General features: G+C 74.0%; 23 protein-coding genes. 14 read left to right on the top strand and 9 right to left on the bottom strand.

Annotation, left to right across the window (positions count from 1 at the left end; all coding sequences use genetic code 11):
* Window positions 1-23: 23 nt before the first annotated feature.
* Genes meaB through ACQPZP_RS20200 form a run of 3 tightly spaced genes read right to left on the bottom strand, consistent with a single transcriptional unit; the run spans window position 24 to window position 5,037 of the window.
* On the bottom strand, window positions 24-1,007 hold the full coding sequence (gene meaB / locus ACQPZP_RS20210) for a methylmalonyl Co-A mutase-associated GTPase MeaB (protein WP_433479145.1): 984 nt from the start codon (window positions 1,005-1,007) through the stop codon (window positions 24-26).
* Window positions 1,004-3,217 (bottom strand): methylmalonyl-CoA mutase, encoded by a 2,214-nt coding sequence (gene scpA / locus ACQPZP_RS20205; protein ID WP_433479144.1) that lies wholly within the window; start codon window positions 3,215-3,217, stop codon window positions 1,004-1,006. Before scpA ends, meaB begins: the two co-directional genes overlap by 4 nt.
* Window positions 3,214-5,037: a methylmalonyl-CoA mutase family protein gene (locus ACQPZP_RS20200; protein ID WP_433479143.1), complete on the bottom strand. Its 1,824-nt coding sequence runs from the start codon at window positions 5,035-5,037 to the stop codon at window positions 3,214-3,216. The genes scpA and ACQPZP_RS20200 overlap by 4 nt, the downstream gene beginning before the upstream one ends.
* A 191-nt stretch (window positions 5,038-5,228) precedes the next feature.
* Here ACQPZP_RS20200 and ACQPZP_RS20195 point away from each other — a divergent pair, with 191 nt between their 5' ends.
* The 4 genes from ACQPZP_RS20195 (at window position 5,229) to ACQPZP_RS20180 (ending at window position 8,001) form a co-directional block, all read left to right on the top strand.
* A complete protein-coding gene (locus ACQPZP_RS20195; protein WP_433469364.1) occupies window positions 5,229-5,438 on the top strand; it encodes an HGxxPAAW family protein in 210 nt (69 codons plus the stop codon).
* Between the two features lie 2 nt (window positions 5,439-5,440).
* Window positions 5,441-5,623, top strand: a complete 183-nt coding sequence (locus tag ACQPZP_RS20190) for a hypothetical protein (RefSeq protein ID WP_433479142.1) — start codon at window positions 5,441-5,443, stop codon at window positions 5,621-5,623.
* Window positions 5,624-5,746: 123 nt separating this feature from the next.
* Window positions 5,747-6,835 (top strand): carboxylate-amine ligase, encoded by a 1,089-nt coding sequence (locus ACQPZP_RS20185; protein ID WP_433479141.1) that lies wholly within the window; start codon window positions 5,747-5,749, stop codon window positions 6,833-6,835.
* 218 nt (window positions 6,836-7,053) lie between these two features.
* Window positions 7,054-8,001: an anti-sigma factor RsbA family regulatory protein gene (locus ACQPZP_RS20180; RefSeq protein ID WP_433479140.1), complete on the top strand. Its 948-nt coding sequence runs from the start codon at window positions 7,054-7,056 to the stop codon at window positions 7,999-8,001.
* 9 nt (window positions 8,002-8,010) lie between these two features.
* On the opposite strand, the gene ACQPZP_RS20175 is transcribed toward ACQPZP_RS20180, so the two are convergent.
* The gene (locus ACQPZP_RS20175; RefSeq protein ID WP_433479139.1) at window positions 8,011-8,955 is read right to left on the bottom strand and encodes a phosphotransferase; all 945 of its coding nucleotides are present in this window, start codon (window positions 8,953-8,955) and stop codon (window positions 8,011-8,013) included.
* 404 nt (window positions 8,956-9,359) lie between these two features.
* Here ACQPZP_RS20175 and ACQPZP_RS20170 point away from each other — a divergent pair, with 404 nt between their 5' ends.
* The 3 genes from ACQPZP_RS20170 (at window position 9,360) to ACQPZP_RS20160 (ending at window position 12,927) form a co-directional block, all read left to right on the top strand.
* Window positions 9,360-10,145 carry an SAM-dependent methyltransferase gene (locus tag ACQPZP_RS20170; RefSeq protein WP_433479138.1) on the top strand — a complete coding sequence of 262 codons (786 nt, stop codon included), beginning with the start codon at window positions 9,360-9,362 and terminating at the stop codon, window positions 10,143-10,145.
* A gap of 211 nt (window positions 10,146-10,356) precedes the next feature.
* Complete coding sequence (locus ACQPZP_RS20165) at window positions 10,357-11,655, top strand: acyltransferase family protein (RefSeq protein ID WP_433479137.1); 1,299 nt, start codon at window positions 10,357-10,359, stop codon at window positions 11,653-11,655.
* Between the two features lie 93 nt (window positions 11,656-11,748).
* The gene (locus ACQPZP_RS20160) at window positions 11,749-12,927 is read left to right on the top strand and encodes a PucR family transcriptional regulator (RefSeq protein WP_433479136.1); all 1,179 of its coding nucleotides are present in this window, start codon (window positions 11,749-11,751) and stop codon (window positions 12,925-12,927) included.
* 215 nt (window positions 12,928-13,142) lie between these two features.
* Here ACQPZP_RS20160 and ACQPZP_RS20155 read toward each other — a convergent pair whose 3' ends face one another.
* From ACQPZP_RS20155 to ACQPZP_RS20135, 5 genes are all read right to left on the bottom strand, one after another.
* On the bottom strand, window positions 13,143-13,313 hold the full coding sequence (locus ACQPZP_RS20155) for a hypothetical protein (protein WP_433479135.1): 171 nt from the start codon (window positions 13,311-13,313) through the stop codon (window positions 13,143-13,145).
* Between the two features lie 144 nt (window positions 13,314-13,457).
* Entirely contained in the window at window positions 13,458-15,572 is a 2,115-nt protein-coding gene (gene ligA / locus ACQPZP_RS20150; RefSeq protein WP_433479134.1) for an NAD-dependent DNA ligase LigA, read from the bottom strand.
* Window positions 15,573-15,610: 38 nt separating this feature from the next.
* Window positions 15,611-16,510: an alpha/beta hydrolase gene (locus ACQPZP_RS20145; RefSeq protein WP_433479133.1), complete on the bottom strand. Its 900-nt coding sequence runs from the start codon at window positions 16,508-16,510 to the stop codon at window positions 15,611-15,613.
* A gap of 81 nt (window positions 16,511-16,591) precedes the next feature.
* Complete coding sequence (locus ACQPZP_RS20140) at window positions 16,592-17,467, bottom strand: DMT family transporter (RefSeq protein WP_433479132.1); 876 nt, start codon at window positions 17,465-17,467, stop codon at window positions 16,592-16,594.
* Window positions 17,467-17,640: a hypothetical protein gene (locus tag ACQPZP_RS20135; protein ID WP_433479131.1), complete on the bottom strand. Its 174-nt coding sequence runs from the start codon at window positions 17,638-17,640 to the stop codon at window positions 17,467-17,469. Before ACQPZP_RS20135 ends, ACQPZP_RS20140 begins: the two co-directional genes overlap by 1 nt.
* Window positions 17,641-17,873: 233 nt before the next feature.
* Here ACQPZP_RS20135 and pfkB point away from each other — a divergent pair, with 233 nt between their 5' ends.
* From pfkB to ACQPZP_RS20100, 7 genes are all read left to right on the top strand, one after another.
* Window positions 17,874-18,800: a 1-phosphofructokinase gene (gene pfkB / locus ACQPZP_RS20130; protein WP_433479130.1), complete on the top strand. Its 927-nt coding sequence runs from the start codon at window positions 17,874-17,876 to the stop codon at window positions 18,798-18,800.
* A 72-nt stretch (window positions 18,801-18,872) separates the two neighbouring features.
* Window positions 18,873-20,090, top strand: coding sequence for a mannitol-specific PTS transporter subunit IIC (gene mtlA, locus ACQPZP_RS20125; RefSeq protein WP_433479129.1), 1,218 nt, complete (start codon window positions 18,873-18,875; stop codon window positions 20,088-20,090).
* A gap of 28 nt (window positions 20,091-20,118) precedes the next feature.
* Window positions 20,119-20,418, top strand: coding sequence for a PTS lactose transporter subunit IIB (locus tag ACQPZP_RS20120; RefSeq protein ID WP_433469347.1), 300 nt, complete (start codon window positions 20,119-20,121; stop codon window positions 20,416-20,418).
* A complete protein-coding gene (locus tag ACQPZP_RS20115) occupies window positions 20,402-20,884 on the top strand; it encodes a PTS sugar transporter subunit IIA (RefSeq protein ID WP_433479128.1) in 483 nt (160 codons plus the stop codon). The genes ACQPZP_RS20120 and ACQPZP_RS20115 overlap by 17 nt, the downstream gene beginning before the upstream one ends.
* A complete protein-coding gene (locus tag ACQPZP_RS20110; RefSeq protein WP_433479127.1) occupies window positions 20,881-21,921 on the top strand; it encodes a zinc-dependent dehydrogenase in 1,041 nt (346 codons plus the stop codon). Before ACQPZP_RS20115 ends, ACQPZP_RS20110 begins: the two co-directional genes overlap by 4 nt.
* Before the next feature lie 11 nt (window positions 21,922-21,932).
* Window positions 21,933-22,211 carry an HPr family phosphocarrier protein gene (locus ACQPZP_RS20105; RefSeq protein WP_433469344.1) on the top strand — a complete coding sequence of 93 codons (279 nt, stop codon included), beginning with the start codon at window positions 21,933-21,935 and terminating at the stop codon, window positions 22,209-22,211.
* A 64-nt stretch (window positions 22,212-22,275) separates the two neighbouring features.
* The gene (locus tag ACQPZP_RS20100) at window positions 22,276-23,037 is read left to right on the top strand and encodes a DeoR/GlpR family DNA-binding transcription regulator (protein ID WP_433479644.1); all 762 of its coding nucleotides are present in this window, start codon (window positions 22,276-22,278) and stop codon (window positions 23,035-23,037) included.
* Window positions 23,038-23,041: the final 4 nt, after the last annotated feature.

Here is a 23,041-nt window from a genome sequence, read left to right as displayed (position 1 = left end):
TTTCGGACACAGGGAAACGGGGTTCAGCGGTCCCGCGAGAACGCCTCCAGGATGCGCTCCGCGGCGAGCGCCGGCGTCAGCGCGCCGTCGGCGACCTCCCGCTCCAGCCCGGGCGCCAGCTTCCGCACGGCGGGGTGGGAGTGCAGGTCGGACAGCAGCCGCTCGCGGACCATCGCCCACGTCCAGCCGACCTGCTGGCGGCACCGCCTGGCCTCCAGCTCGCCGGACTCGCGGAGCCGTTCCTGGTGGTCGACGAGCTTGCCCCACACCTCGTCGAGCCCGGTGCCCTCCTTGGCGCTGCAGGTCAGGACGGGGGTGTCCCGGACGCGTTCGTCGCTGCGCAGCAGCCGCAGCGCCCCCGACAGCTCGCGGGCGGCGCGCCCGGCCTCCATCGTGTGGTCGCCGTCGGCCTTGTTGACGGCGATGACGTCGGCGAGCTCCAGGACGCCCTTCTTGATGCCCTGGAGCTGGTCGCCGGTGCGGGCGAGGGTGAGGAACAGGAACGAGTCGACCATTTCGGCGACCGTCGTCTCGGACTGCCCGACACCGACCGTCTCGACCATGACGACGTCGTATCCGGCGGCCTCCATGACCACCATCGCCTCGCGGGTCGCCTTGGCGACGCCGCCGAGCGTCCCCGCCGTGGGCGAGGGCCGGATGAACGCGTGCGGGTCGGCGGCGAGGCGCTGCATGCGGGTCTTGTCGCCGAGGATGCTGCCGCCCGTCCGGGTCGAGGACGGGTCCACGGCCAGCACCGCGACCTTGTGGCCCTCGCCCGTCAGCCGGGTGCCGAGCGCGTCGACGAACGTGGACTTGCCGACCCCGGGCACGCCGGTGATCCCGACGCGGCGGGCGTTCCCGGCGTGCGGGGTGAGCTCGACCAGCAGCTTCTGCGCCAGCTCCCGGTGGTCGGGACGGGTCGACTCCACGAGCGTGATCGCCCGGGCGATCCACGCCCGCGCCCCGTCTCGTACCCCGGCCGCGTAGTCGTCGAGGCCCGGTCTCACTTGGCCGTGTGCCCGAGCTCGGCGGTCAGCTCGTCCAGCAGGCCGACGGCCGCGTCCGCGAGGACGGTGCCGGGCGGGAAGATCGCCGAGGCGCCGGCGGCGCGCAGCTCCTCGAAGTCCCCGGGCGGGATGACCCCGCCGACCACGATCATGATGTCGTCGCGGCCCAGCGCGGCCAGTTCCTCGCGCAGCGCGGGCACCAGCGTGAGGTGGCCGGCGGCGAGGGAGTTGACGCCGACGATGTGCACGTCGGCCTCGACCGCCTGCCGGGCGACCTCGGCCGGGGTCTGGAAGAGCGGGCCCACGTCGACGTCGAAGCCGAGGTCGGCGAACCCGGTCGCGATCACCTTCTGGCCGCGGTCGTGGCCGTCCTGCCCCATCTTGGCGACGAGGATGCGGGGGCGGCGGCCCTCGGCGTCCTCGAAGGCGGCGGTGGCGGCGCGCGCCCTCTCGATGCTCGTCACCCGTCCCGCCTCTTCCCGGTACACACCGGAGATCGTACGGATCTGCGCGGCGTGCCGCCCGTAGGCCTTCTCCAGGGCGCCGGAGATCTCGCCGACGGTGGCCTTGGCGCGGGCGGCGCCGATCGCGAGCGCGAGGAGGTTCCGCTCCAGGCCGGGCGGGCGGGTGCCGTTCTCGGCCGCCTCGGCGGCGCGGGTCAGCGCGTCCAGCGCGGACATCGCCGCGGTCTCGTCCCGCTCCTCCCGCAGGCGGCGCAGCTTCTCGATCTGCTGGGCGCGGACGGCCGCGTTGTCGACCTTCAGGACCTCGATCTCCTGCTCGGTGTCCGGGCGGTACTTGTTGACGCCGATGACCGGCTGCCGCCCGGAGTCGATGCGGGCCTGGGTGCGGGCGGCGGCCTCCTCGATGCGGAGCTTGGGCAGCCCCTCGTCGATCGCCTTCGCCATGCCGCCGGCCTGCTCGACCTCGGTGATGTGGCCCCAGGCCCGCCGGGCGAGGTCGTAGCTGAGCCGCTCGACGTAGGTGCTGCCGCCCCACGGGTCGATGGTCCGGGTCGTCCCGGACTCCTGCTGGAGGACCAGCTGGGTGTTGCGGGCGATGCGGGCCGAGAAGTCGGTCGGCAGGGCCAGCGCCTCGTCCAGCGCGTTGGTGTGCAGCGACTGGGTGTGGCCCTGCGTGGCGGCCATGGCCTCGACGCAGGTGCGGGCGACGTTGTTGAAGGCGTCCTGCGCGGTCAGGGACCAGCCGGACGTCTGCGAGTGCGTCCGCAGCGACAGCGACTTGGGGTTCTGCGGGCCGAAGGTCTTCACGAGCCGCGCCCACAGCAGCCGGGCGGCGCGGAGCTTGGCGACCTCCATGAAGAAGTTCATCCCGATCGCCCAGAAGAACGAGAGGCGGGGGGCGAAGGCGTCGATGTCCAGGCCGGCCTCGCGTCCGGCGCGGATGTACTCGACGCCGTCGGCGAGGGTGTAGGCCAGCTCCAGGTCGGCGGTGGCCCCGGCCTCCTGGATGTGGTAGCCGGAGATCGAGATGGAGTTGTACTTCGGCATCCGCTGGGACGTGAACGCGAAGATGTCGGAGATGATCCGCATCGACGGCTGCGGCGGGTAGATGTAGGTGTTGCGGACCATGAACTCCTTGAGGATGTCGTTCTGGATGGTCCCCGCGAGCGCCTCCGGCTTCACCCCCTGTTCCTCCGCGGCGGCGATGTACAGCGCCAGGACGGGCAGCACGGCGCCGTTCATGGTCATCGACACGCTCATCTCGTCCAGCGGGATGCCGTCGAAGAGCTGCCGCATGTCGTAGATGGAGTCGATCGCCACCCCGGCCATGCCGACGTCGCCCGCCACCCGGGGGTGGTCGGAGTCGTAGCCGCGGTGGGTGGCCAGGTCGAATGCGACGGACAGGCCCTTCTGCCCGGCCGCGAGGTTGCGGCGGTAGAAGGCGTTGGACTCCTCGGCGGTGGAGAACCCGGCGTACTGCCGGACCGTCCACGGCTGCGTCGCGTACATCGCCGGGTAGGGGCCGCGCAGGAACGGCGCGATGCCCGGATAGGTGTCGAGGAAGTCGAGCCCGGCCAGGTCGTCGCCCGTGTAGAGGGGCTTGACGCCGATGCCCTCCGGGGTGTCCCAGGTCTGGGCGTCGGGGTCGGTGCCGGTGGCGTCGGCGACCGCCGCGCGCCACCGTTTGGCGGCCTCGTCGGCGGGGGGCGCCGTCCCGAGGTCGATCTCGGTGAAGTCGGGGATCATTCGTTCACTCCCAGATCGCGGAGGGTGGTCTCCAGTACCTCGATCGCGTCGCAACCCGCGTACACGTGAGCGTCGACTCCCTCATAGGTTCCTTTACCCGCCAGCCAGACCTTCACAGCACCCGCGTCGTGGAGAACTCGCGCAGCCTCCGCGGCCCGCTCCTCGTAGAGCCTGTCGCTGGTGCAGAGGCAGGCGACGGTGGCGCCGGACGTCCCGAACTCCTCGGGGGCTCCACTGACCGTCTCGATCCCGCCCGCCTGGAACAGGTTGGCGGCGAACGATGCGCGCGCCGTGTGGACCGCGATGGGCCCGAGCGTCGCGAGGAAGACCTTGGGAGGGGCGCCCGTGGCCTCGGCGTGGGCGTCGGACCGGTCGCGGAGCGCCTCGAAGTCCTGCGCGTACGTGACGGCCGGCAGGCCGCCGCCGGGCGGGCGCGGCGCCGGGTCGCGCTGGGGCAGCGTCTCAGCGAGGTTGGGGAACTCGCTGACGCCGGTGAGCGGGGCCCGACGACGCGCGATGTCCTTGCGGCGGCGCGCCCAGGTCGTGGCGAGCCGGTCCGCGACGAGGCCGGATTCGAGGGCGGCGGCGAGACCCCCGGCCTTCTCGATCTCGGTGAACCAGGCCCAGGCGGCCTGGGCGAGGCCCTCGGTGAGGCTTTCGGCGTACCACGAGCCTCCGGCCGGGTCGACGACGCGGGCGAGGCTCGACTCTTCCAGGAGCAGCGTCTGGGTGTTGCGGGCGATGCGGCGGGCGAAGTCGTCCGGCAGCCCGAGCCGGGCGTCGAACGGCTGGACGGTCACCGCGTCGGCCCCGCCGACGCCGGCCGCGAACGTCGCGATGGTGGTGCGGAGCATGTTCACCCACGGGTCGCGGCGCGTCATCATCGCCGACGACGTGACGGCGTGGACGCGCGCGGCCGTGCCGTCCGCGGCCCCGCTGACCTCGGCCACCCGCGCCCAGAGGCGGCGGGCGGCGCGCAGCTTGGCGATCGAGGCGAACTGGCCGGCGTTGACGGCGAGACGGAACTCGATCTGCCCGAACGCCTCGTCGACGCTCAGCCCGGCGCCGGTCAGGGCGCGCAGGTAGGCGACACCGGCGGCGACGACCGCGCCGAGTTCCTCGGCGTCGCCGCCGCCCGCGTCGTGGTACGGGGTGCCGTCGGCGACGATCGCGCGCAGCTTCGGGAACTCGCGGGCGCAGCGGACGGCCAGCGCGGCGGCCTCGTCCATCGACCCGGGCGTTCCGGTGCGTGCCGCGAGCCCCAGCGGGTCGGCGCCGAGGTTGCCGGCGGCGTCGGCCGCGTTCCCCCGCTCGGTGACCAGGGAGAGGAAGGCGTCCGCCGCCGCGCCCGTCGCCGCGCCCGCGTCCAGCACGACGGGCGCCAGGTCGAGCAGGACTCCGCGCAGCGCTTCGGTCAGCCCGGTGATCGGCAGGCCGCCCTCGCCCAGCCGCAGCCAGACCGACGTCGCGCCGTTCTCCAGGTCGGCCAGGACGGCCGCGCGGGTGACGGCGGGGTCGGGGTGCGCGTGCCGCTGCCGGACGTCCCAGCCTGCGATGCCCTCGCCCTCGGGGCGCACCTCCCGGACGTACGGCGCCAGCCCCGGACGCCCCGACGGGGCGTCGTCCCGCGTGTAGAGCGCGGCGACCGGCACTCCGTCGTAGGACTCGCGGGTCAGCAGACCCTCGATCTCTTCGAGGGGGGTGTCCTCGCCCGCCGCGCCGGACTTGCGCAGCACCCCCTTCACCATCTCCCGCCACCGGTCGCGCTCGGCCGGGGGGAAGGCGGCTGCCAGTTCGAGTTCCTCAGGCGGCACCGTCATGCCCTGGATCGTAGGTGAGCGACCGAATCCCGCTCGAAACCGGGTCCCGCTGACCAGAACCCAGGCGCGGAACAGGCGGCCGGTCGGCGCCGTGTCGGCAGGCACCCCGGAAGGCCCTGCGGCAAAGGGCGTTGCTAGAGTTCGGCGTCGTAGGCCCCCAACCCGAACCTGTGAAGAGGGAAGACGAACGCATGTCGAGTGGCAGCCACGCCGGGCGCCCGAAGTCCTGGGTCGCCGTGGCCATCATCTTCATCGGTTTCGCCATCGGCGGCGTCGGCATCACCCTGGGCCCCGACTGGGTCGTGTTCGGAGTGGGCGCCGCGGTCACCGTGATCGGCGGCATCATCGCGCTCGCCGTCGACATCATGACCGACGTCGTCGTCGACGACCCCCGCCAGTAGCGATGTTCGGCCGTCCTCCGATCGAGGAGCGGATCGCCGCGCGGCAGCGCGAGCGCGGCCCCCTCAAGCCGGGGAAGGTCTTCCCGCACGGCCCCGCGAAGATGCTGTTCTTCTTCGGCATCGGCGTGGTAGTGGTCACGCACATCATCGCGCTGTCGATGTACTTCGTGGATCCCGGTCCCTGACCGCGGGCGAGCGAGCACGAGGACGGGTTTTCGGGCCGTCCGGCAGGTGCGAACAACGCGTCGGCCACGTACGGTCGAAGTGACCGTGGCCGCCTGCGTCGCCCCCGAGCCCGAGGTGGTGGGATGGCCCTGCGATTCGGAATCGAGGAAGAGTACTTCGTCGTCGATCCCGTCTCCCGGGAGGTCGTCCCAGGCGCCGGTGCCGTGGTGCGGCGGGCGAGCGCGGCGCTGGGCGAGCGCACCTCCACGGAACTGGTCGAGTTCCTCGCCGAGGCCAAGACGCCGCCGTGCGACGATCTCGACAAGCTCGGCGAGCAGGTCCACGCGATGCGGGCGGCGATGGCGGCCGCCGCGGCGGCGGAGGGCGTCCGGCTCGCCGCGACCGGGACCCCGGTGCTTGGCGAGGTGGTGCCCGCGCCCATCGCCGCCGGCGCCCGCTACGCCGAGAGCCGCGCCGTGTACCGGGGCCTGGACGACGAGCAGAGCATCTGCTCGTGCCACGTGCACGTCGAGATGCCGGACCGGGAGCGCGCCGTCCAGGTCAGCAACCACCTGCGGCCCTGGTTGCCGACGCTGCTGGCCCTGACGGCGAACTCGCCGTACTGGGCGGGACGTGACACCGGGCACGCCTGCTGGCGCGTGCTGGCCTGGTCGCGGTGGCCCGTGGCGGGGCCGCCGCCGTTCTTCGAATCGGCCGCCCACTACGACGACCTCGTCGGGACGCTGCTGGGCTGCGGCGCCCTGATGGACACCGGGACGATCTTCTGGGACGTCCGGCCGTCCGCGCGGCTGCCCACGGTGGAGATCCGGCTCGCGGACGTGGCCACCACCGCCGCCGACGCCACGGTGTTCGCCGCGCTGGTCCGGGCCCTGGTCCAGGTCTCGTCCGACGCGGTGGAGGCGGGCGTGCGGGCGCCCGATCCGTCCCCGGAGACGCTGCGCGCCGCGTACTGGCTGGCGGCGCGGGACGGCCTCACCGGGCGGGGCATGGACGTGCGCACCGGCCGTCCCGCGGGGTTCGGAGCCCTGGCGGGCGACCTGCTGGCGCACGTGCTGCCCGCGCTGCGCGAGGCGGGCGACCTCGACGTGGTCACCCGCGGCGTCCGCCGGCTGCTGGCGGGCGGGACGGGCGCGGAGCGGCAGCGCCGCGCCTACCGCAGGCGCGGGCGGCTGACCGACGTGGTCGACGCCGCACTTCTGCACGACCGGTGAGGGTGGTGGCCGGGCCGGGGATGCGGTTCGACGGCTCGAATCCGGTTCTTCCGGATTTCATCCGTTTCGTCGCGCGCGACGCGGGTAGCGGAAGGGCTGGACGGCAGATCAGCCGACCTCGGGGGATGTCCGGACGGGTCCGTCTCACACGGCCACCGTCCTGCGCGTACCCTCGATCGGATGCAGGTGACGGCAGTACCGGACGGAGCGACCGCGCGATGAGCCTCAGGCCGGGCGGACCGGAGGTCGCGCCACGGGACGCGTTCTTCCACCCGGCGCTCTTCTACCACGGCGACCAGGAGTATCTCGCCGGCACCGTGCCATTCATCCGGACCGGCCTGGACGCGGGCGAACCCGTCGCGGTGGCCGTGCCGGGCGCCCGCCTCACCGTGCTGCGCGACGCGCTGGGCGCCGCCGCCGGCGAGGTGACGTGGCTGGACATGTACGAGGCGGGACGCAACCCCGGGCGCATCATCCCCGGCGTGCTGCGGCGGTTCGCCGACCGGCACACCGCCGGGCGGGTGCGGATCATCGGAGAGCCGATCTGGCCGGGCCGCTCGGCGGCCGAGTACCCCGCGTGCGCCCAGCACGAGGCGCTGATCAACCTCGCCTTCGAGGGACGCGAGGCGACGATCCTGTGCCCCTACGACCTCGCGGGGCTGGACGCCGTGGTGATCGAGGACGCCCACGCCACCCATCCCGTCGTGATCGACCGGAACGGCGAGCGCGCGAGCGGCGACTACGCGCCCCACCGCGTCATCCGCGACTACAACCGCCCGCTGCCGGAGCCGTCCGGCGCGGTGGCGATGAGCTTCGACCTCGACGCGCTCCCGCTCGTCCGCGAGTTCGCCTGCCGCTGGGGCGCGCGGTTCGGCCTCGGCGCCGACGCGGTGGGCGACCTGGAACTCGCCGTGAACGAACTGGCCGCCAACTCGTGCCTGCACGGCGGCGGCACCGGCACCGCGCGGCTCTGGACCGAGGGCGGCCAGGTCGTCTGCGAGGTCCGGGACACCGGGACGATCACCGACCCGCTCGCCGGCCGCCGTCCGGCGGGCATGAGCCCGTTCGGCGGCCGCGGCATCCTCATGGTCAACCACCTGGCCGACCTCGTCCGCGTCCACACCGGCCCCGGCGGCACGACCATCCGCGTCTACCTGCGCACCTGACGCGCCCCGTCACTCTCCGACCGCGCGGCGGAGCCCGGCCAGCGACTCGGCCAGCAGCGCGTCCCGCCCGGTGGACGCCGCGTACTCGGCCAGCGTCGCGCTGAGGTTCAGCGCCAGCGTCCGCGCGGCCGCCGTCCGCTCCGCCGGAACCGGCCCGTACTCGCCCAGGAACGCCGCCCGCGCGGCGCCGGCGAACCCGGCGTAGGCGAGCGAGAGGTCCACGGCCGGGTCGGCCAGGCACACGTCGCCCCAGTCGATCACTCCGGCGGCCCGGCCGCCCGGGCCGAGCAGGAGATGCCGGACGTGCAGATCCCCATGCACGATCACCGGATCGCCGCCCGGCGGGCCCCAGCCCTGCGCGGCGGCGACGAACTCGTCCACCGCCGGGTCGCGCTCCCACACCCCGAGCGCGGCGAGCGCGTCGAGGCGGCCGACCGTCCGGGAGGCCCGCACCGCCGGGTCGGCGCGTCCCATCGGGTCGACCGGCAGCCGCTCCCCCGCCGCGGGAACGAGCGCCGGATCATGGAGGGCCCGCAGGAAGGCCCCGGCCTCGGCGGCGAGGGCGACCCTCCGGTCCTCCGGGGGCCGGACGTCGGCGAGCTCCCTGCCAGGGAGCCGTCGCGCACCCCAGAACGGCCACGGGAAGTCGTCCGACGGCTCGCCGGCGAAGCACGGCACGGGCACCGGCAGCGGCAGCCGCGGCGCCAGGACTGGCAGGACCGCGAGTTCGCGCTCGACCCCGGCGACCGCGATGCGGCGGCGCGGGAAGCGGAACACCCACTCGCCTCCGACGAGGAAGACGGTGTTGTCCCAGCCGGTGGCGAGCCGCTCCACCGGTGCGCCGCGAAGCCCGGGGAAGCGCCGCCCGATCAGGGTGGCCGCCAGCTCCGCGCCGACCTCGTGTTCGGGGGCCCATTCCGGGACCGCCGGCGGCCCGTCCGGTGGAGTCGTCACGCGGACGAACGCTACCCCGGCAGGCCGAGACCGGCGGAGCTCATGCGGCCGCGTGCCGAACGCCGCGGCCGCTGCTGACATGCGCCCCTCGATTTCCACAGCGGATCGGTCCCTTCGGTCAGATACCTGTCATGGCCGGAAACGGTCACGTGTTCGAAGGGGGCGCGCGGCGGGACGCGCACGCGGCGACCACCCGTTTCCTCGCCGCGTTCCTGATATCCGTCACCTGCGGCGTCGGATGCGGGCGTGCGCCGTCAAACGCGATTGGCCCCATGCGGCCATACGGGAGGCGGGTTTCGGTCGGTCCACCGCCCGCATCCGAGCCATGGCGGCCCAGGCGGCCTAACGTCGGGAGGGAGCCATTGCACCACTCCCCTCTGGTGGAAGGCGATAGGTGAAGGACCATGACCACGGCCGGCATGAGGGCGCCGGAGACGCCGCTCGCCCTGCACAGGCCGGGTCCGGCGCGCGTCCAGGACTTCCTCCTCGGCGGCAAGGACAACTACGCCTCCGACCGCGATCTCGCGCAGCGCGTCCTGCGCGTCCTCCCGCAGGCGGCGGGCACCGCCCGTGCCGCCCGCGGCTTCCTCGCCCGGTCCATCGCGCTGCTCGCGGAACGCGGCGTCCGGCAGTTCCTCGACCTCGGCTGCGGGCTGCCCCGGGCCGACAACGTGCACCAGATGGCGGCACGCCACACCGGCGGCACGCGCGTCGTCTACGTCGACCATGACCCGCTCGTCATCGCGCATGCCCGCGCGCTCCTCATCGACGGCGGCAACATCGCGGCGCTCCTGGCCGACCTCCGCGACCCGGGCGCGATCCTGCGCAGCCCCGAAGTGCGGCGGCTGATCGACCCGGCCGAGCCGGTGGCACTGGTGTTCTCCTCCGTCCTGCACTTCCTGCCCGGCGCCGGCGAACTCGTCGCCGAACTCGCCTCGGCCGCCGTGCCGGGCAGCGCCATGGTCGTCTCGCATGCCACCGCGGACTTCGCGCCGCGAACGGTCGCCGAGGCCGCGCGCCTGTACCGCGAGGGGAGCTCCGTGCCGATCCACCCGCGCGGCGGCGCCGAGATCGCGCGGCTCCTCGGACCGTTCCGCCCCCTGCCGCCCGGCCTGACGCCGATCGCCGGCGAGGGGTCCGCCGGCCCTCCGGGCGATCCGATCATGTACGGCGTTGTCGGCGTCCGCTGACCCCGCCCCCGGCGCAATGTGGGGTTGATCACATTCGCCCGTCCCGGGCCGGTTCCTGCTCCCGCGCCGCCCGCCGCACGGCGGCCCTGCTCTCACCGGCGCTCCGGCGGCCTGGGCGGTCACGCTGAGTCCGGCCGCCCGAGCACGGCGTTAAGGGAAATCTCATTCAGTCGTTAGAAACGGTAACGGTTCGGCCCCTATGGTGGCCCGGATGCCGACGAACACCCTGATCCCCCCGGAAACGAAGATCGGCGCTCCCACGGCGAGGGCGCCCCGGATGAGCTGGCTGGACGCCCTGCGCGGCCTCGCCGCCATGGTGGTGGTGTTCGAGCATTCCCTTGACGTGCTGCTGCCCGAGGTCCGCCGGACGGCCAGCCCGTGGTTCGACTTCGGCCGGTACGGGGTGTTCGTGTTCTTCCTCGTCAGCGGCTACGTGGTGCCCTTCTCCCTGGAGCGGCGCGGCAGCGTCCGGCAGTTCTGGGTCGGGCGGTTCTTCCGGCTGTACCCGGCGTGGTGCGCGGCGGTCGCACTGGCGCTGGTCCTCGGGACGGCCGGCCTGTCCTACGGGATTCCCGGAGGGATCGGCGACCGTCCCTGGGCCTCCGCCCTCGCGCACCTGACGATGCTCCAGGACCTGCTGGGCGTCCCGAACGTCGTCAACGTCTTCTGGACGCTCTCCTACGAGATGGTCTTCTACCTCCTCGTGACGGCGATGTTCGTCGCCGGAGTCCACCGCTCCAGCGCAAAGGTGGCGCTGGGGTTCGGCGTGGGCGCCGCGATCATGGGCGTCGCGCTGCCGTCCGGCCTGCTGGCCTCCCGGTGGCCGGGCGGCACGGTCCTCGCCGCCGCGCTGTGCCTCGCCGGGGGGCTGGCCGCCATGGTCAGCCGGCGCCGGGCGGTGCGCCGGACCGGCGTCGCGGCCGTGGCCGGGCTGGCCCTCACCCTCCTCGTCCTGAACAGCCGCATCGGGGCCATCGAGAGCCTGTGCATCATCGCCACCATGTTCGCCGGGACCGCGATCCGCGGCATCCAGGACGGGCGGCTCCGGCCCTGGCCCGCCGCGGCGATGGTCGCGGTCGTCCCCGCCCTGTCGCTGGCGGCCGGCATGCGCACCCCGACCAGCTGGGCCCTGCACGCCAACCCGAACCCCCTCGGCCGGGACTGGTCCCTCGCCGTGGCCGCCGCGTGGCTGACCTTCCTGGCCGGTCTCGCGCTGCGGCACCGTCCCATGCCCCGGTTCCTGGTCTGGCCGGGCCTCGTGAGCTACTCGGTCTACCTGCTGCACCCGATGATCATCCAGGCGGTCTGGCACGCCGCCGGTAAGGACACCTGGGGCCTGCCCGCGCCGCTCCGGGCGGCCTGGGGGGTGGTGCTGCTCACGACCGTCCTCACCTCCGCCGCGCTCGCGCACCGCTACGTCGAACGCCCGGCACAGAACCTCGGCCGCCGCCTGACCGCGCGGCGGCGGCGCGCACCCGGGGCGGCGGCCCCGCAGCCCGCGCAGGCCTGACGAGCCCCGGCGCCCGGGTGATGACACCGTTCGCTTTCTTGCCTAAGGTGAGGCCGATTCGCCCGAGCCCGCCCCCGGCCGAACGGACACCGGATGACCGAAGGGCCCATGCCCGCCGAGCTGCCCGACGTGCTGCGGCAGCATCTTCAGGCCGCCGTCGAGGAGATGGAGCGGGAGATCCGCGACCAGGTGCCCGAGTACGCGGGCGCCGACGGCGGCGAGTACGCCCGGAGGGTGGAGCGGACGGTCAGCGACACCGTCGCGTTCTTCGTCGACTCGGTCGACCATCCGAGGGCCGACGCCCGCAACATCACGGAGCTGTACATGCGGCTCGGCGAGGAGGAGGCGCGGCACGGCCGGAGCCTGGCCGCCCTGCAGAACGCGATGCGGGTGAGCAGCCAGGTCGCGTGCCGCCGGTTCATCAAGGACGCCTACCGGCTCGGCTGGTCACGCGAGACCCTGGGCCGGCTGACGGACTCGCTGTTCCTGCTGCTGGCGCGGGTCGCGGACGCCGCCGCGCAGGGGTACGCCCGCGAGCAGGGGCAGCAGGCGACCGAGCGGGAGCGCCGCCGCGACCGGCTCCGGGACCTGCTGGTCGCCGAGCCGCCGCCCGGGCAGGAGGCCATCGCCGAGCTGGCGGTCGCGGCCCGCTGGGAGCTGCCGAAGAGCATCGGGCTGGTGGCGCTGCCCGCCGGGGCGCCCGCGGGCGCGCGGATCCTGCCGCCCGCCGTGCTGGCCGACTGGGACGCGCCGATCCCGTTCCTCGTGGTGCCCGACCCGGAGGGCCCCGGGCAGGACCGGCTGTGGCCGGCGCTGCACAGGCTCGGCACCGCCGCGATCGGCCCGACCGTCCCGATCGGGCAGGGCGCCCTCTCGCTGCGCTGGGCCCGGCACGCCCTGACGCTGGCGGAGCGGGGGCTGCTCCCGGACGACGTCCCGGTCCGCTGCGTCGACCACATCGCATCGCTGGCCACGCTCGCGGCTGACGAGCTGGTCGGCGCGACCGCCGGGGCCGTCCTCGGCCCGCTGCTGGACCTGGCCCCGGCGCGCCGGCAGCCGCTCGCCGAGACGCTGCTCACCTATCTGCAGAGCGGCGACAACGCGGTGATCGCCGCGGAGCGGCTGCACATCCACGAGCAGACCGTCCGGTACCGGCTGCGCCGCATCGCCGAGCTGACCGGCGGGCGGTTCACCGAGCCGGACGGGCGGCTGGACGTCATGCTGATGCTGAGCTGGCTGGTGCGGACGGGCCGCGCCGAGCAGCCGGCGTAGATGGCGGAGCGCCTCACAGGCCACCAGCGAGCCGAACTGCATGGTGAGAGGTCCGATGAGCGCGTCGACGAACGGCCGGGACCGGACGAGCCGCTGCGCGGCGGCGCCCGCCGGGTGGCCAGGGCCGGGCAGCGCCGCCTCGTTGCAGCGCAGTCAGCGGGTGCGGCCGGGATCGACCGAGCAGTACAGCAGCCAGGTGCAGGTCATGCCGCCGGTCACGAACGGGACGCCCGCCCGCACCGGCGCTTCGCGGCGGCCCGCCCGCCGGCGGCGGGTTCTCCCGGGCCGGGTTCGACGAAGCCCAGGCCGCGGAGGGTGCCGATGAAGTCGGGGACGTCCACGGGCTCGCCGGCGAACTCCTCGGCCTCGCGCGCCGCCTGCGCCACGGTGGCGCCGCGATCACGACCGCGCCCACCGGGGGCATCGCCACGAACGTCCCGGTCTCGGGGTCGCCGACTCAGCGTCGTCGCCGTCCGCGACGACGCTGAGCGGGCGAAGGCGGACCGTGCCGCCACCGGAGACCCCGCCGGTCACAGGAACGCGGCGACGCGGGCGGCGAACTCCTCCGGCGTGACGACCTCGACACCGAGCTTCTCGGCCTTGGCCTTCTTCGACCCGGCCTTCTCGCCCGCGACGAGCAGGGACGTGCGGGCCGAGACCGACGAGGACGCCTTGCCCCCGGCGCGTTCGATCAGCTCGTTGACCTGGTTGCGCGACAGCCCGTCCAGCGCGCCGGACATCGATCCGGTGGCGACCACGGACATCCCGGCCAGTGGCAGGTCCGAAGCTCCGGATTCGGCCGTTTCGGCGGGGCCGGTGGCTCCCGGCTCGGTCATCGTGACGCCGGCGTCGACCAGCTTGTCGATCAGCGGGGCCAGTTCGGCGATCTCGGCGACCAGGATCGCGGCGCGTTCGGGGCCGATGCCCTCGACCTCCTGGAACCCCTCGGCGTCGGCGGCGCGGATCGCGTCCATGGTGGCGAAGTGCCGGGCGATGCGCCGTGACATGGACCGGCCGGTGCCGCGCACGCCGAGCGCGCAGAACACCTTGTTCAGCGGCTTGGCCTTGGCGCCCTCGATCGCGGCGAGGAGCGCGGCGGTGCTGGTCTCGCCCATCCGCTCCAGGGCGATGACCTGTTCGTGGGTGAGGGTGAACAGGTCGGCGAAGTCGCCGATCAGGCCGGCGTCGACGAGCTGGTCGATGCGGTTCTCGCCGAGCCCCTCGATGTCGAGCTGGTCGCGGCCGACCGCGTACCGGACGGACGCGACGGCGTGGCAGGCACGGCCGCGCACACACCGCCACCGCTGCTGGGACGCGTCGATCCCGTCGCCGCACCGCGGGCACGCCGACGGCACCTCGATCGGCCGCTCCTCCCCGGTGCGCAGGTGCACGACCGGCGCCTCCACGCGCGGGATCACGTCGCCGGCCTTGTAGACCGTGACGTGGTCGCCGAGCATCAGGCCGCGCCGCTCGATGTCGGCGGCGTTGTGCAGGGTCGCGTAGGTGACGGTGGAGCCGTCCACCTCGACGGGTTCGAGAACGGCGCGCGGCGCGATGATCCCGGTGCGGCCGACGTTCCACTCGACGTCCAGCAGCCGGGTGATCTTCTCGACCGCCGGCAGCTTGTAGGCGATCGCCCAGCGGGGCGCGCGGGAGGAGATCCCGGCGTCGGCCTGGTCGGCGGCGGCGTCCGCCTTGATCACGATGCCGTCGATGCCGAAGTCGAGTTCGGCGCGCAGCCCGGCGATCTCCTCGACCCGCTTCTGCACCTGCTCGATCGTCGCCGCGACGATCGCCGGCACGGGCGTCGAGGCGGTGGTGTTGGCGCCGAGACCGGCGACCAGCTCCATGATCCCGCTGTGCGGCAGTTCCCGCAGGCGGGCGGCCGTCGCGTCGTCGGTGCCGTCCATCGGGAGGGCGCCGTAGGCGAAGAACGTCATCTCCACCTGGTACGGGCGGTCCTTGGCGCGCAGCGACCCGGCGGCGGCGCTGCGCGGGTTGGCGAAGGCCGCTCCCCCGGCGCCGGTCCGCGCGGTGTTGGCGGCCTCGAACTGCGCGCGGGTCATCAGCACCTCGCCACGCAGTTCGACGGTGACCGGCTCGGCGAGCCGCCCCGGCAGGCCGACGACCATGCCGATGCCGTGCGAGACGTCCTCCCCGGCGGCACCGTCGCCGCGCGTCACCAGCTGGACGAGCCGCCCGCCGCGGTAGCGGGCCGAGATCGCCAGGCCGTCCAGCTTCGGCTCCACGCTCCAGATCCCGACCTCGCGGCCGAGCCTGCGGACCAGGCCCGCGGCCCACGACTCCAGGCCCTCGGCGGAGAACACGTTGTCAAGGCTCAGCATCGGGACGGTGTGCGGCACATCGCCGACGACCGCTCCCCCGGCCACCTTGCCCGTCGGGGAGTCCGGCAGGACCTCGTCCGGGTGCCCGGCCTCGTAGGCGGCGATGCCGCGCACCAGCCGGTCGAAGGCGTCGTCGTCGAGCGGCGAGTCGCCCTCGCCGTAGTAGGCGGCGGAGGCCGTGACGGCGGTCTGGACGGCGGCGGCATAGGCGGCCTGGTCGCCGATCTCGGTGCGGGCCGGTCCCCTGTGGGGGGACGACCCCCCACGCCCCCCGGAAGAGCGCTTCGGTGTCTCGGTCATGACCACATCATGCCTGGTACCACCGACATTTCCGGGTCTCAGCGGGCGGCCAGATGGTGCCCCAGGAAGGCGAGCTGCGGGCGCAGACGCGGCCGCCAGAAGGCGCCGTCATGGCAGCCGCCCTCCAGCGCGCCCTCCGGATGCATCCGGTCGTGGAAGTCGCGCACCCGGTCGGCGAACGGGTCGCTCGTCCCGCAGTCGACGCGGAGCGGGACGCCCTTCAGCTCGTCCAGGGCCGCGAAGATGTCGTTGCGGGCGTAGTCCGCGGCGCTGTCGAACGACCGGGGGTTGGTGGCGAGCGCGTCCTTGTAGGAGGTGAACAGAGCTGGGGACGAGGCGACGACGGCGGCCATCCGCCTGGCACCGAGCCGGCGGGTCAGGACCAGGGCGCCGTAGCCGCCCATCGACCAGCCGATGGCGCCGATGCGGTCCGTGCGGGCACCGCGCCGGTGCAGCCGCGGCAGCAGCTCGTCCACGATCATCCCGATGGGGTCGTCGCCGTTCGCGCGGTGGTGCCAGTAGGTGTCGGGTCCGCCGTCCACGGTGACGAGGGCGAACGGGGGAACGCCGCCTTTCGCGACGGCGTCCGGCAGGTAGTGGTCCAGGGCCAGGTTCCGCACGACGGAGGGCCCGGTGTCGCCGCTGCCGTGCAGCGCGACCACGACCGGCAGCCCGCGCAGCGAGCGGCCGGCGGCCGGCGGCACGATGGTCGCGGTGACGGTGGTGCGGCGTCGCGCCGAGCGCCACGTCATCCGCTCGACGCGGGCCGACGCGGCGGGCGGCGCCGGCAGGTCTCCGCACTTGCCGAGCGCGCGGTCCAGCCGGACCTTGCCGGGCAGGACCTCGTTCTCCACCAGGGCGTACCCGGTGCCGCCCATGGCCGCGGCGGCGCCGATGCCGCCGAGTCCGCCGAGCAGGAGCGTGCGTCTGCTGATCAAAACCGGGATCCTTCCTGGGAGGAGCGTTCGGGTCTTGGACGCCGCCGGGGCGGCCGGGTTCCATCGGGCGAAGGTAGCGGGTCAGGGCGCCGCCTCACTCCCGCGGGCGGCGTGCGCCGAGCGGGAGAGCAGCGCGACGCCGCCGGTGAGCAGGACGACGCTGAACGAGACGGCCACGAAGGCCGCGGCCGTCCGGGGCGGCAGCGTGTGGAAGGCGAAGGCCGCCACCAGGTAGGACGCGATGGGGTTGGTCATCGTCATCGCGGTCATCGCGGCGGGCAGCGACCCGGCCGCGAACGCCCGCTGCTCGATCACGAGGCCGAGCAGCGTGCTGCCCGCGAGCGCGTAGCCGGGCCAGTCCGCGGCGGTGGCCGCGACGCCGCGGTCGACGAGGTCGGCGGTGGTGAGCTTGATCAGCACGGCGGTCGCCGCGAAGCACAGCCCGGCGCAGACGCCGAGCAGCGCGGCCCGCACCGGGCCCTTGCGCAGCCACGCCGCCCGGGACAGCACGACGACGAGCGGCGCGGCGATCAGCCCCGCGAGGAGGATCCGGGGACGCGACGGCGCCCCCTCGGGCGGGATCGCCCCCGGCACCGTGAACAGGACGGCCAGGCCGGCCGACACGGCGATGCCGCCGAACAGGTCCATCCGGGCGGGCGGGCGGCCCGTCCCGATCGTGCCGAGCGCGATGGTGAAGACCAGCTGGGTGACCAGCAGCGGCTGGACGATGGCGGTCGAGCCGAAGTGCAGCGCGATCGCCTGCGCGCAGAACCCGGCGAGGTTGACACCCCACCCGGTCAGCCACACCGGGTCGCGGAGCAGGCGGCGGAGCAGCCCGTGCACGGCCGAGGCGTCCGATACGCCGTGCACCGCACGGCGCGCGGCCCGGTACTGGAGAGCCGCCGCCCCGGCGAACAGGAACGCGGCGAGCAGGCTGAAGCAGACCGACCACCCCATCAGGCCGTCCCGCCCTGCGCGTAGGTGGCGGCGCGTTCCCCGCTGAAGGCATGGGTGAACACCAGGTACACGACGAGGACGGCCGGCGCGGTCGCGATCTCCCGCGCGGCCGACGCGGCCCGTCCCCCGTCCTCGTCCTCCGTCCCGGACGCGACCGCTTCGCTCCGGTTCACGACGCCTCCCGCCTCGCGCATCGCACCGCCCTACCGATCATCCTCCCCACGATCAGGCGGGGCCGACCATGCCGGCCCGTTCTTCCGGGTTCTGCCTCCGGAACGGGTTTTCCTGCGGAAACTCCCGCCCAACCCTTGACCTCGGCGCTAAACGGGCATAAAAACAAGAGAATCAAACTCAAACAGGAGGGAAACCACATGGAGCGCGGAACGGCCCGCACATGATCGTGACGGTGACGCTCAACCCGAGCCTCGACCGGACGATCGAGGTGGACGTGCTGACCCGCAGCGCGGTCATCCGGGCCAGGTCCGCGCGGCTCGACCCGGGCGGCAAGGGCGTCAACGTGTCCCGGGCGCTGCTCGCCAACGGCGTCGCCTCCACCGCCGTGGTCGCGGTGGGCGGCTCGGACGGCGACCAGCTGCGCCGGCTGCTGGAGACCGAGGGCATGCGGGTGCACGCCGTCCAGGTCGCGGGGCGCACCCGGTCCAACGTCACGATCGTCGAGCCCGGCGGCGTCGTCACCAAGCTGAACGAGCCCGGCGGCCCGCTGTCGCCCGCGGAACTGGACGAGGTCGGCGCGGTCGTGGCGGCCGAGGCCGGCGCCGCCAGCTGGGTCGTCGGCTGCGGCAGCCTCCCGCCGGACGTCCCGGAGACGACGTACGCCGAGATGTGCCGCCGGTTCGCGCCGGACGGCATCCGCGTCGCGGTCGACACCAGCGGCCCCGCGCTGCGCGCCGCCGTCACCGCCGCGCCCGACCTGATCAAACCGAACCGTGAGGAGCTCGCCGAGGCGGCCGGCGGCCCGGTCGACACCGTCGCCGACGCCGTCGAGGCCGCCGGGGAGCTGCGGGCGCGCGGCGCCCGCGCCGTCCTGGTCAGCCTCGGCGCGGAAGGGGCCGTGCTCGTCGACGACGACGGGGTCCTCACCGGCGAGGCGCCCGTCGCCCGGCCGCGCAGCACCGTCGGGGCGGGCGACGCCCTGCTCGCCGGGTTCCTCGCCGCCGGAGCCCGCGGCTCCCGCGCCCTCGCCGAGGCCCTCGCGTGGGGCGCCGCGGCGGTGCGGATGCCGGCGAGCCGGATGCCCGGCGCGGCCGACGTCCGGCGCGACATCGTCCGCATCCATCCGCGCCCCGACCTCGCCCGTCCCCTCCTCACCTGACCCCCTTTCATCAAACCCCTGTTCACCCGACCCCTGCGAGCAGTCCCACCCCCGATCGACAGGAGGCCCGAGATGGCCACCACGTACACCCCGGAGCCCACCGGGAGCGGGTTCCGCGCGAACATCCAGCGGCTCGGCGGCAAGATGGCCGGGATGGTGATGCCGAACATCGGCGCGTTCATCGCCTGGGGCCTGATCACCGCCCTGTTCATCCCGACCGGATGGCTGCCCAACAAGGAGCTGGGCGAGCTGGTCGACCCGATGATCAAGTTCCTGCTGCCGCTGCTGATCGGCTACACCGGCGGCCGGATGGTGCACGGCCAGCGCGGCGCCGTCGTCGGCGCGGTCGCGACCGTGGGCATCATCGTCGGCGCCGAGGTGCCGATGTTCCTCGGCGCGATGATCGTCGGCCCCCTGGCGGCGTACCTGCTCAAGCTGTTCGACGGCCTCATCGAGGACCGTGTCCGGACCGGGTTCGAGATGCTCGTCGACAACTTCTCCGCCGGGATCATCGGCGGCGCCATGGCGGTCGCGGGCAACCGGGTCATCGGCCCGGTCATGAACACCTTCACCGAGTGGGCCGGGGACGGGGTGAGCTGGCTGGTCGACCACGACCTCCTGCCGCTCACGTCGCTGCTCATCGAGCCCGCGAAGGTGCTGTTCCTGAACAACGCCGTCAACCACGGCGTGCTCGGCCCGCTCGGCGTGCAGCAGGCCGCCCAGCACGGCAAGTCCGTGCTGTTCATGCTGGAGTCCAACCCCGGGCCCGGTCTCGGCGTCCTGCTCGCCTACTGGTTCTTCGGGCCGCGGCGGCTGCGCCCGAGCGTCCCGGCGGCCGCCATCATCCACTTCTTCGGCGGCATCCACGAGATCTACTTCCCGTACATCCTGATGAAGCCGCGGATGATCCTCGCCGCGATCGCGGGCGGCATGACCGGCGTCGCGATCTTCGTGGCGACCGGCGTCGGCCTCGTCGCGACCCCGTCGCCCGGCAGCATCTTCGCCTACCTGGCGCAGACGCCCCGCGGCGTCGGCAACTGGATCGGGGTCTACACCGGCCTGTTCGCCTCCGCCGCCGTCTCCTTCGGCGTCGGCGCCGCGCTGCTCGGCTTCGGCCGGCTCGCCGAGGCGCGCGCCGAAGGCGACGACGGCGCGGGCGGGGAGACCACCGACGCCGAGTCGCAGGACGCCGGCCCGAGCGAAGCGTCCGCGAAGGACGCCGCCGCTCCGGAGGACGCCGAGGCGAAGGGCTCCGGCGACGGTGCCGCCAAGGAAACGACCGCCCACTGACCACCCACCATCGGAAGGCACATCCACGATGAACGGCAAGGACATCCGCAAACTCGTCATCGCCTGCGACGCCGGGATGGGCAGCAGCGTCATGCTCGCCGGGCAGCTCCGCAAGGCGCTGAAGAAGAGCGACGTGACGGTCGAGCACACGCCCGTCGACGCGATCCCCGGCGACGCCGACGTGGTCGTCTGCCACACCGGTCTCGCCGCCCGCGCCCGGCGCGGCGCCGGGGACACCCCCGTGATCCCGTTCGAGGTCTACCTCGGCGACCCCGCCGTCGACCGGCTGGTCAAGGCGATCAAGGACGGTGGTGAGGTCGGTGCCTGACCGGGCCGCCGGCCTGCTCGCCACGGAGGCGATCCGGCTCGACGCCCGGGCCCGCGGCCGCGACCACGCCATCCGGATCTGCGGGCAGGTGCTCGTGGACGCCGGCGCCGTCGAGCCCGCCTACATCGACGCGATGCTGGAGAGGGAGCGCTCCATCTCCACCTACCTCGGCGAGGGCGTCGCGATCCCGCACGGCACGTCCGGGGGCCGCGACCTCATCCACCGCGACGCGCTCGCCGTGGTGAGGTTCCCCGACGGGGCGGACTGGGACGGCGACACCGTCACCGTCTGCATCGCGATCGCGGCGCGCGGCGACGGCCACATGGAGATCCTCGCCGAGCTGGCCCAGGTGCTCATGGACCCGGACCGGGCACGCGCGCTCCGCGAGGCCACCGAGCCCGGGCAGGTCCTCGCCCTGCTCTCACCGCAAGAACAGCAACCGACAGAACAGGAACATCCCGTATGAAGGTCGCCCGTTTCTACGCCCCCGGCGACATCCGCCTGGAGGAAGCGCCCGAACCGGCGCCCGGGCCCGGCGAGCTGAAGATCCGCGTCCGCAACTGCTCGACCTGCGGGACCGACGTCAAGATCTCCCGTTTCGGGCACCACCACATCGTCCCGCCGCGGGTGATGGGCCACGAGATCGCCGGCGAGGTCACCGAGGCCGGGGCGGGCGTGGAGGGCTGGACGGCGGGCGACCGCGTCCAGGTCATCGCCGCGATCCCCGACGGAACGTGCGCGGAGTGCCGCCGCGGCCGGATGACGGTCTGCACCGCGCAGGAGTCGATGGGCTACCACTACGACGGCGCGTTCGCCGAGTACATGATCGTTCCGGCGAAGGTGCTCGCGGTGGACGGGGTGAACCGCATCCCGGACGGCGTCTCGTTCGCCGAGGCGTCGGTGGCCGAGCCGCTCGCCTGCGTGCTGAACGGCCAGGAGCTGGCCCGGGTCGGCGAAGGCGACGACGTCGTGGTGTTCGGCTCCGGCCCGGTCGGCTGCCTGCACGTGCGGGTCGCGCGGGCCCGCGGCGCCGCCCGGGTGTTCCTCGTGGAGGTCAACGCCGAGCGGCTGCACCAGGCCGCCGCGATCGTCAAGCCGGACGCCGCGATCGACGGCAGCGTCACCGACGTGGTCGAGGAGGTCCTCGAACGCACCGGCGGACGCGGCGCCGACGTCGCGATCACCGCCGCCGCGTCGGGCGCCGCGCAGGAGCAGGCGCAGCGGCTCATGGCGCCCGGCGGACGGGTGAGCCTGTTCGGCGGGCTGCCGAAGGACGCCCCGGTCATCTCCGTCGACGCCAACCGCGTCCACTACCGGGAGCTGTCCCTGGTCGGCGCGAACGGGTCGAGCCCCGCGCACAACGCCCGGGCGCTGGAGCTGATCGGGTCCGGGCGGGTGCCGGTCGAGGACCTCATCACCCACCGGCTTCCGCTGGACGCCCTGCACGACGCCCTCGACCTCGTCACCCGGGGCGCCGCGATCAAGGTCACCATCGAACCCTGAAGGAGACGGCCATGGCCGAACGGAACGTCGTCATCGCCGCGGCGCAGGGCCTGCACGCCCGCCCGGCGCAGCTCTTCGTCCAGGCGGCGGCGCGGCAGCCGGTGCCGGTGTCGATCCGGGTCGGGGACGGTTCACCCGTCCCGGCGAACAGCATCCTCGGCGTGCTGTCGCTCGGCGCCCGCCAGGGCACCGAGGTGACCCTGTCCGCCGAGGGCGACGCGGCCGGCGGGGCGCTGGAGGAGCTGGCCGGGCTCCTCGCCCGCGACCTGGACGCCGAACAGCCCGCCTGACCCCCGCGAAACCGGCAGAATGGACGCGCACCGCGACACGGACGGGACGGGTGAGACGACGGTCATGTACGCCGAGGAACGACAGCACGCGATCCTCGCGCTGGCTCGCTCGAAGGGCCGCGTGGACGTGGTCGCGCTCGCCGAGGAGCTCTCGGTCACGACCGAGACGATCCGCCGCGACCTGACCGTGCTGGAGCGCGCCGGGACGATCCGGCGGGTGCACGGCGGCGCGATCCCGGTCGAGCGGCTCGGCTTCGAGCCGGAGCTGGCGGCCCGGGACGCGGTGATGACCGAGGAGAAGCAGCGCATCGCGAAGGCGGCGCTGGAGGAGCTGCCCGCCGACGGGTCGGTCATCGTGGACGCGGGGACCACCACGGCCTGGTTCGTCCAGCTGCTGCCGACCGACCGCGAGCTGACCGTGATCGTCAACTCGCCGCCGCACGCGGCGGTGCTGGCGACCCGGCCCAACCTGACGGTGATCATCCTGGGCGGCCGGGTGCGCGGCCGGACGCTCGCCACGGTGGACGACTGGGTGCTGCGCCCGCTGGCCGACCTGTGGGTGGACGTGGCGTTCATGGCGACGAACGGCTGCTCGGTGGAGCGCGGGCTGACCACGTCCGACCAGGCCGAGGCGGCGGTGAAGCGGGCGATGATCGCCTCGTCCCGGCGGCGGGTGCTGCTCGCCGACCGCACCAAGATCGGGCACGACCATCTGGTGCGGTTCGGCGACCTGTCCGACATCGACGTGCTGATCACCGACACCGGGCTGGACACCGACCTCGCCGCCGACCTCGCCGCCGAGGGCCCCGAGGTCGTCCGCGCCTGACCGG

It is taken from the genome of Spirillospora sp. CA-142024 (assembly GCF_050942325.1).
GTDB lineage: Bacteria > Actinomycetota > Actinomycetes > Streptosporangiales > Streptosporangiaceae > Spirillospora.
This window is presented reverse-complemented; position numbering and strand designations above follow the sequence as displayed.

Coding starts and splice junctions, on each gene's coding strand:
- scpA (WP_433479144.1), bottom strand. CDS start 3,217: ATGATCCCCGACTTCACCGAGATCGACCTCGGGACGGCGCCCCCCGCC.
- ACQPZP_RS20200 (WP_433479143.1), bottom strand. CDS start 5,037: ATGACGGTGCCGCCTGAGGAACTCGAACTGGCAGCCGCCTTCCCCCCG.
- ACQPZP_RS20195 (WP_433469364.1), top strand. CDS start 5,229: ATGTCGAGTGGCAGCCACGCCGGGCGCCCGAAGTCCTGGGTCGCCGTG.
- ACQPZP_RS20190 (WP_433479142.1), top strand. CDS start 5,441: ATGTTCGGCCGTCCTCCGATCGAGGAGCGGATCGCCGCGCGGCAGCGC.
- ACQPZP_RS20185 (WP_433479141.1), top strand. CDS start 5,747: ATGGCCCTGCGATTCGGAATCGAGGAAGAGTACTTCGTCGTCGATCCC.
- ACQPZP_RS20180 (WP_433479140.1), top strand. CDS start 7,054: ATGAGCCTCAGGCCGGGCGGACCGGAGGTCGCGCCACGGGACGCGTTC.
- ACQPZP_RS20170 (WP_433479138.1), top strand. CDS start 9,360: ATGACCACGGCCGGCATGAGGGCGCCGGAGACGCCGCTCGCCCTGCAC.
- ACQPZP_RS20165 (WP_433479137.1), top strand. CDS start 10,357: ATGCCGACGAACACCCTGATCCCCCCGGAAACGAAGATCGGCGCTCCC.
- ACQPZP_RS20160 (WP_433479136.1), top strand. CDS start 11,749: ATGACCGAAGGGCCCATGCCCGCCGAGCTGCCCGACGTGCTGCGGCAG.
- ligA (WP_433479134.1), bottom strand. CDS start 15,572: ATGACCGAGACACCGAAGCGCTCTTCCGGGGGGCGTGGGGGGTCGTCC.
- ACQPZP_RS20140 (WP_433479132.1), bottom strand. CDS start 17,467: ATGGGGTGGTCGGTCTGCTTCAGCCTGCTCGCCGCGTTCCTGTTCGCC.
- mtlA (WP_433479129.1), top strand. CDS start 18,873: ATGGCCACCACGTACACCCCGGAGCCCACCGGGAGCGGGTTCCGCGCG.
- ACQPZP_RS20120 (WP_433469347.1), top strand. CDS start 20,119: ATGAACGGCAAGGACATCCGCAAACTCGTCATCGCCTGCGACGCCGGG.
- ACQPZP_RS20110 (WP_433479127.1), top strand. CDS start 20,881: ATGAAGGTCGCCCGTTTCTACGCCCCCGGCGACATCCGCCTGGAGGAA.
- ACQPZP_RS20105 (WP_433469344.1), top strand. CDS start 21,933: ATGGCCGAACGGAACGTCGTCATCGCCGCGGCGCAGGGCCTGCACGCC.
- ACQPZP_RS20100 (WP_433479644.1), top strand. CDS start 22,276: ATGTACGCCGAGGAACGACAGCACGCGATCCTCGCGCTGGCTCGCTCG.